General features: G+C 70.4%; 2 protein-coding genes. Both read left to right on the top strand.

Annotation, left to right across the window (positions count from 1 at the left end):
• A partial coding sequence (locus ACZ51D_RS43290; RefSeq protein WP_465665800.1) for a beta strand repeat-containing protein occupies nt 1–3,323 on the top strand: 3,323 nt, incomplete at its 5' end.
• A 591-nt stretch (nt 3,324–3,914) separates the two neighbouring features.
• Nucleotides 3,915–4,603, top strand: a 689-nt coding sequence (locus tag ACZ51D_RS43285; protein WP_465665798.1) for a transposase, incomplete at its 3' end; no start/stop codon positions are given.

Genomic DNA, 4,603 nt, shown 5'->3' with positions numbered 1-4,603 from the left:
TGGCCACCATCACCGTGGGTACCGGGCCGTTCGATGTGGCTGTCACTCCCGACGGACTGCACGCGTACGTGACCAACAACGGCGACAACACCGTCAGCGTCACCGACACCGTTCCCTTCACTTCCGCCACCACCCTCGCCTCGGCGCCCGACCCGTCGGTGTTCGGCCAGGCCAAGGTCCTCACCGCCACCGTCACCTCCGTGGACGGCATCCCGACCGGGACGGTGTCGTTCTTCGACGGCGCCAGCCTGCTGGGCACTGGCACTGTCGTCGCGGGCGTGGCCACCTTCACCACCACCGACCTCGCCGTCGGCACCCACGCGCTGACCGCCGTGTACGGTGGAGACACCAGCTTCAACGGCTCGACCTCGCCGGTGGACACCCAGACCGTGAACATGGCGGACACCACAACGGTGTTGACGTCCCTGCCCGACCCGTCGGTGTTCGGCCAGGCGAAGGTGCTGACCGCCACCGTCACCGCGGCGGCTCCCGGTGCCGGCATCCCGACCGGGACGGTGTCGTTCTTCGACGGCGTCACCCTGCTGGGCACCGCCACCCTGGACGCCACCGGCACGGCCACCTTCACCAGTTCGGCTCTGGGCGTGGGCAGTCACGCCCTCACCGCCGTCTACAGCGGCGACACCAGCTTCAACGGCTCGACCTCGCCGGTGGACACCCAGACCGTGAACATGGCGGACACCACAACGGTGTTGACGTCCCTGCCCGACCCGTCGGTGTTCGGCCAGGCGAAGGTGCTGACCGCCACCGTCACCGCGGCGGCTCCCGGAGCCGGCACCCCGACCGGGACGGTGTCGTTCTTCGACGGCGTCACCCTGCTGGGCACCGCCACCCTGGACGCCACCGGCACCGGCACCTTCACCACCTCCGACCTCGGCGTCGGCATCCACGCGCTGATCGCCGTCTACAGCGGCGACACCAGCTTCAACGGCTCCACCTCACCCATCGACGCCCAGACCGTCACCACGGCCGACACCACCACGGCGTTGACCTCGGCACCCGACCCGTCGGTGTTCGGCCAGCCCAAGGTCCTCACCGCCACCGTCACCGCCACCGCCCCCGGAGCCGGCACCCCCACCGGCACGGTGTCGTTCTTCGACGGCGTCACCCTGCTGGGCACCGCCACCCTGGACGCCACCGGCACGGCCACCTTCACCAGTTCGGCCCTGGGCGTCGGCATCCACGCGCTGACCGCCGTCTACAGCGGCGACACCAGCTTCAACGGCTCGACCTCGCCGGTGGACACCCAGACCGTGAACACGGCGGACACCACCACGGCGTTGACCTCGGCACCCGACCCGTCGGTGTTCGGCCAGCACAAGGTCCTCACCGCCACCGTCACCACCACCGCCCCCGGAGCCGGCACCCCCACCGGCACGGTGTCCTTCTTCGACGGCGCCACCCTGCTGGGCACTGGCACTGTCGTCGCGGGCGTGGCCACCTTCACCACCACCGACCTCGCCGTCGGCACCCACGCCCTCACCGCCGTCTACAGCGGCGACACCGCCTTCAACGGCTCCACCTCACCCATCGACGCCCAGACCGTCAACACGGCCGACACCACAACGGTGTTGACGTCCCTGCCCGACCCGTCGGTGTTCGGCCAGCCGGTGAGCCTGACGGCGACCGTCAGCGTCGTCGCCCCCGGGGGCGGCATCCCCACCGGCACGGTCACGTTCTTCATCGGCGGCATCCCCCAGGCGCCGGTCACCCTGTCCGGCGGCGTAGCCACCCTGACCACTGCCGCCCTCAGTGTTGGCGTGCACCCGATCAGGGCCACCTACAACGGGAGCGGCAACTACAACACCTCCACCTCGGCGACCATCACTCAGACGGTCACCAAGGCCAGCACCACCACGGCGCTGACCTCGGCGCCCGACCCGTCGGTGTTCGGCCAGCCCAAGGTGCTGACCGCCACCGTCACCGCCACCGCCCCCGGAGCCGGCACCCCCACCGGCACGGTGTCCTTCTTCGACGGCGCCACCCTGCTGGGCACTGGCACTGTCGTCGCGGGCGTGGCCACCTTCACCACCACCGACCTCGGCGTCGGCATCCACGCGCTGATCGCCGTCTACGCCGGTAGCCCCAGCTTCAACGGCTCCACCTCCCCCGTCGACGCCCAGGCGGTCACCACGGCCGGCACCACAACGGTGTTGACCTCGGCACCCGACCCGTCGGTGTTCGGCCAGCCCAAGGTGCTGACCGCCACCGTCACCGCCACCGCCCCCGGTGCCGGCACCCCCACCGGCACGGTGTTGTTCTTCGACGGCGCCACCCTGCTGGGCACTGGCACTGTCGTCGCGGGCGTGGCCACCTTCACCACCACCGACCTCGCCGTCGGCACCCACGCCCTCACCGCCGCCTACAGCGGCGACACGGCCTTCAACGGCTCCACCTCCCCCGTCGACGCCCAGACCGTCAACACGGCCGACACCACAACCGTGTTGACGTCCCTGCCCGACCCGTCGGTGTTCGGCCAGGCGAAGGTGCTGACCGCCACCGTCACCGCGGCGGCTCCCGGAGCCGGCACCCCGACCGGGACGGTGTCGTTCTTCGACGGTGCGACCCTGCTGGGCACTGGCACTGTCGTCGCGGGCGTGGCCACCTTCACCACCACCGACCTCGCCGTCGGCACCCACGCCCTCACCGCCGCCTACAGCGGCGACACCAGCTTCAACGGCTCCACCTCCCCCGTCGACGCCCAGACCGTCACCAAGGCCAACACCACCACCACGGTGACTACTGCGCCGAACCCCTCGGTGTTCGGCCAGCCAGTGAGCCTGACGGCGACCGTCAGCGTCGTCGCCCCCGGGGGCGGCATCCCCACCGGCACGGTCACGTTCTTCATCGGCGGCATCCCCCAGGCGCCGGTCACCCTGTCCGGCGGCGTAGCCACCCTGACCACTGCCGCCCTCAGTGTTGGCGTGCACCCGATCAGGGCCACCTACAACGGGAGCGGCAACTACAACACCTCCACCTCGGCGACCATCACTCAGACGGTCACCAAGGCCAGCACCACCACGGCGCTGACCTCGGCGCCGAACCCGTCGGTGCACAGGCAGTTGGTGACCCTGACAGCGACCGTCACCGCCACCGCCCCCGGAGCCGGCACCCCCACCGGCAAGGTGACGTTCTTCGACGGCGCCACCCTGCTGGGCCACGCCACCCTCTCCGGCGGCGTGGCCACCTTCACCACCTCCGCCCTCGGCATCGGCATCGGCATCCACGCGCTGATCGCCGTCTACGCCGGAAACCCCAGCTTCAACGGCTCCACCTCACCCATCCACGCCCAGATAGTGCTCTGAGCACATGAACCCACCCGGGTCGGCCTTCGGGCCGGCCCGGGTGAGGCATGTCCGGGGTGCGTGCACGACATTCCGGTACGCGCACTCGGTTCTCCAGTCCGGCTTCCCCTGACGCCCACTCGACGAGGCGGGGGCCTGCCGAGTCGACCCTGGACCTGCACGGTATGCGGTCGGCCCGGATCAACGAGGTCGAGGCCGACGACGTCATCGCCACCGCTGCGCTAGGCCTCCCCCGACAGGGCCGGTGCAGATCACGCCGCGAGATGCTGACTACCAGCTGGCTGCCGCCCCAGAGTCGACCGCAGACCATCATGACCGCGATCCACCACCACTCGCCGTCACTCGTCCTGAGCGCGTAACCCCAGTCCAGCGCACTCGTCCCCGTGGTTTCAGCTTGTCGTTTTACCTTCGGTGATCGACTCGAGGTTGTTCGAGCTGGTCACCCACATGGGGATCTGCCGGACAAGGCGACGACCTCCGTCTCACGCTGTGTGATGTCGAGTCGCACAACAGAGCCGGAGGTCGTCGGTGTCGATTGTGGTCCCTGAAGCCGTTCGTCGGCAGGCTCTTGCGGAACTGTCCTCCTTTCGAATGGACTTGTACGCCGCGATGCCCCGCCGCGCGGACGCACTGTTCGAGCTGTCGGATGCCCTGCTGTGTGCCGACGGTCCGGTCTGCGCCCTGGTCGAGCTGGCCCTGGCGCCCGAGCACCGGCGCTCGCACGGCTCCCTGTACGCCGCCTTGAACCGCGGGGACCTCGACGCGGACGGCCTTCTGCGCGCGATCGCGGCCCGAAGCGTGCCCCTCGGCCCGGGCGGACGGATCGTGCTCGCCGTCGACGTGTCCGCCTGGCTGCGGCCGGACGCCAACACCAGCGACGGCCGTTCCTTCTGCCACACCTACGGCCGGCGCGAGAACACGCACGAGATGGTGCCCGGCTGGCCCTACTCCTTCGTCGCCGCCCTGGAATCGGGCTCGACCTCGTGGACAGCCCTACTGGACGCCAAGCGCCTGGAACCCGGCGCGGACACAGCGGCCGTCACCGCCACCCAACTGCGAGAGGTCCTGCACGGAATCCTCGACGCCGGGCACTGGAAGGCCGGCGACCCGCCGGTGCTGATCGTGGCGGACACCGCTACGACGGCCCGCGCCTGGCCTGGCTCCTACGGGACCTGCCCGTCCAGATCGTGGTGCGGATGCGCTCCGACCGCGTCTTCTTCAACCCCGTGCCCGACGACTACCGGGCGGGCCCCAAAGGCGGCCAACCCCGCAGTCACGGA

This window comes from Kitasatospora sp. NPDC033851, from assembly GCF_055576085.1.
This window is presented reverse-complemented; position numbering and strand designations above follow the sequence as displayed.